Genomic DNA, 2669 nt, shown 5'->3' with positions numbered 1-2669 from the left:
TCATACCGTCACCTCGCTGCGCTCGGCTCCGTCATGACAGGCGGTGCCACTGATTCGCTCGCTGCGCTCGCTCACGCCGTCACCTCGCTGCGCACGTCGTCGTGTCCGGTCAAGGCCGCACCACCAGACGGCCGACGGTCTCGCCCGCGCCCAGGCGGGTCAGGCCGTCCACGGCTTCGTCGAGGCCGAGCACGCCGCCGATCAGCGGCTGCACGACTCCGTCGGCGGCCAGCCCGCACAGCTTCTCGTGCGCCTGCACGACCAGCGCGGGGTCGAGCTGCCGGTACAGGCCCCAGTGCACGCCGACGATCGAGTAGTTCTTGACCAGGGCGTGGTTGAGCCCCGGCGTCGGCACGGTGCCGCCCGCGAAGCCGACGACCAGGATGCGACCCTCGAACGCGACACACTTCGCCGAGCCCGTGTACGCGTCGCCGCCCACCGGGTCGAAGATCGCGTCTGCGCCGCGGCCGCCGGTCGCGGCCTTCACCGCGGCGACGAAGTCCTGCTCGCGGCGGTCGATCACGAGGTCCGCGCCGAGTTTCGCGGCCACCTCGGCCTTCGCGGCCCCGCCGACGACCGCGATCACGGTCGCGCCCGCGGCCTTGCCGAGCTGGATCGCGGCACTGCCGACCCCGCCCGCGCCCGCGTGGATCAGCAGCGTCTCGCCCGGCTGCAGCCGCGCCCGGCGGTGCAGGGAGAACCAGCCCGTCTGGTACGCGATGTGCATCGCCGAAGCCTGCACGTCGTCCAGCGCCGCCGGGGCGGGGAACGCGTCGGCGGCCTCGACCAGCGCGTACTCGGCCAGCGCGCCGCTGGGCAGCGCGGTGGTGCCGATGACCCGGTCGCCCTCGGCGAAGCCGGTGACCTCGGCCCCGGTCGCGACGACCTCACCGCACAGCTCCACACCGGGCGTGAACGGCAGCGGCGGGCGCACCTGGTACTGCCCACGGACCAGCAGCACGTCCGGGAAGTTCAGCGCGGAGGCGCGCACCCGTACCAGCAACTGGGTTGCGCCCGGCGTGGGAACCGCCGTCTCGACCAGGCTCATCACGTCGGCGGGCTCGCCGTTGGCGGTCGCCTGCCAGGCTCGCATCGTCGCGGCCATCAGAGGTACATCCGCGACACGGTCTCGGCGACGCAGACCGGCTTGTCGCCGCCCTCGCGCTCGATGGTCACCTGCGAGGTCAGCTGCACACCGCCCTCGACGTCGTCGACCGACAGCAGCTTCACCGTCGCCCGCACCCGCGAGCCGACCGGCACCGGAGCCGGGAAGCGCACCTTGTTGGTGCCGTAGTTGACGCCCATCTGCACGCCCGGCACCCGCAGCGCGTCGCCGGCCAGGAACGGGATGAGCGACAGCGTCAGGTAGCCGTGCGCGATGGTCGTGCCGAACGGGCCCGCCGCGGCGCGGGCCGGGTCGGTGTGGATCCACTGCAGGTCGCCGGTGGCCTCGGCGAACATGTCGACCCGCTTCTGATCGATCTCCAACCATTCGCTGGTGTTGACGACGGTGCCGACGGCGGCACGCACGTCGTCCAGGGAGGCGAAGGCCATGACATAACCCTTCCACGGTGAAGGCTGGCGAACTAAGTAAGCGCTTGCTTAGGATGCCGGTATGGAAGGGTGCTGTCAACGCTTCACCCCGAGCCGTGGAGGACCCCGATGAACACCGCCGCCGCCGACCTCGACGAGGTCGCGATGCTGGAACGGGCCTGGCACGACGTCACCCCGGCGCCCGCCCGGCGGCTGCTCATCGCTGCCGTCCAGGCGTTCGCCGAACGCGGCTACCACGCCACCACCACCCGCGACATCGCCACCCGGGTCGGCATGAGCCCCGCCGGCGTGTACGTGCACTACCGCTCCAAGGAGGAGCTGCTGCACCGCATCTGCCTGGTCGGGCACCGGCACTCGCTGGTCGCCCTGCGCGCCGCCGCGGCCCGCAGCGACGACCCGGTGCGGCAGCTGCGCGACGTCATCGGCGACTTCGCCGCCTGGCACGCCCTGTTCCACACCCCGGCCCGGGTCATCTCGTACGAGCTCAACGCCCTCGAACCGGCGCACCTCACCGAGATCACCGCGCTGCGCCACGAGATGGACCTGGTGGTCCGCGCGACCCTGGAACACGGGGTCGAGCAGGGCGTCTTCGACGTGCCCGACATCCCCGGCACCGGCCTGGCCCTGCTCTCGCTGACCGTCGACGTGGCCCGCTGGTACCGCAGCTCAGGCCGCCGCGCCCCCGAGGACATCGGCGCGCTCTACGCCGACCTGGCCGTGCGCATGGTCCAGGCCCGCTGACCCGAAGTCGACGGTGAGGTGGTTTGCGGTGCCGAGTGGACGGGCAGACAGGCGGCAGTGGATGTCATGCGCAAAGGAGGAGTCATGACTGTCGCCGGAATCATCTCGGCTCTCATCGTTGGTCTGATCATCGGCGCGCTCGGCCGGCTGGTCGTGCCGGGCCGTCAGGGCCTGCCGATCTGGCTGACCATCGTGGTGGGCATCGTCGCCGCGCTGATCGGCACCGCGCTCGCGCAGGCCGTGGGCGTGGCCGTCACCGATGGCGTCGACTGGATCGAACTGCTTTTCCAGGTGGGCCTGGCCGCGCTGGGTGTCGCACTGCTCGCCGGTGTCCGCGGACGCAGCACGGTGTAAGACACCACTGGGTGACGGCC

At 71.7% G+C, this 2669-nt stretch carries 4 protein-coding genes; 2 read left to right on the top strand and 2 right to left on the bottom strand.

All coding sequences use genetic code 11. From position 1 onward, the window contains the following. Window positions 1-109: 109 nt before the first annotated feature. Together Cco03nite_RS41775 and Cco03nite_RS41770 are read right to left on the bottom strand one after the other, a co-directional pair. Complete coding sequence (locus tag Cco03nite_RS41775; RefSeq protein ID WP_239168093.1) at window positions 110-1105, bottom strand: NADPH:quinone oxidoreductase family protein; 996 nt, start codon at window positions 1103-1105, stop codon at window positions 110-112. Then, window positions 1105-1554 (bottom strand): MaoC family dehydratase, encoded by a 450-nt coding sequence (locus Cco03nite_RS41770; protein WP_203699598.1) that lies wholly within the window; start codon window positions 1552-1554, stop codon window positions 1105-1107. Before Cco03nite_RS41770 ends, Cco03nite_RS41775 begins: the two co-directional genes overlap by 1 nt. 108 nt (window positions 1555-1662) lie before the next feature. Between Cco03nite_RS41770 and Cco03nite_RS41765 the strand changes: the two genes are divergently transcribed. Continuing rightward, window positions 1663-2295, top strand: a complete 633-nt coding sequence (locus tag Cco03nite_RS41765) for a TetR/AcrR family transcriptional regulator (protein ID WP_203699597.1) — start codon at window positions 1663-1665, stop codon at window positions 2293-2295. Window positions 2296-2379: 84 nt separating this feature from the next. Continuing rightward, window positions 2380-2649, top strand: a complete 270-nt coding sequence (locus Cco03nite_RS41760; protein WP_203699596.1) for a GlsB/YeaQ/YmgE family stress response membrane protein — start codon at window positions 2380-2382, stop codon at window positions 2647-2649. Window positions 2650-2669: the final 20 nt, after the last annotated feature.

Origin of the sequence: Catellatospora coxensis, from assembly GCF_016862635.1 — a bacterium.
Lineage (GTDB): Bacteria > Actinomycetota > Actinomycetes > Mycobacteriales > Micromonosporaceae > Catellatospora > Catellatospora coxensis.
This window is presented reverse-complemented; position numbering and strand designations above follow the sequence as displayed.

Bases quoted from the DNA above. Each gene is read 5' to 3' on its own strand.
- Cco03nite_RS41775 (WP_239168093.1), bottom strand. From the start codon at position 1,105: ATGGCCGCGACGATGCGAGCCTGGCAGGCGACCGCCAACGGCGAGCCC.
- Cco03nite_RS41770 (WP_203699598.1), bottom strand. From the start codon at position 1,554: ATGGCCTTCGCCTCCCTGGACGACGTGCGTGCCGCCGTCGGCACCGTC.
- Cco03nite_RS41765 (WP_203699597.1), top strand. From the start codon at position 1,663: ATGAACACCGCCGCCGCCGACCTCGACGAGGTCGCGATGCTGGAACGG.
- Cco03nite_RS41760 (WP_203699596.1), top strand. From the start codon at position 2,380: ATGACTGTCGCCGGAATCATCTCGGCTCTCATCGTTGGTCTGATCATC.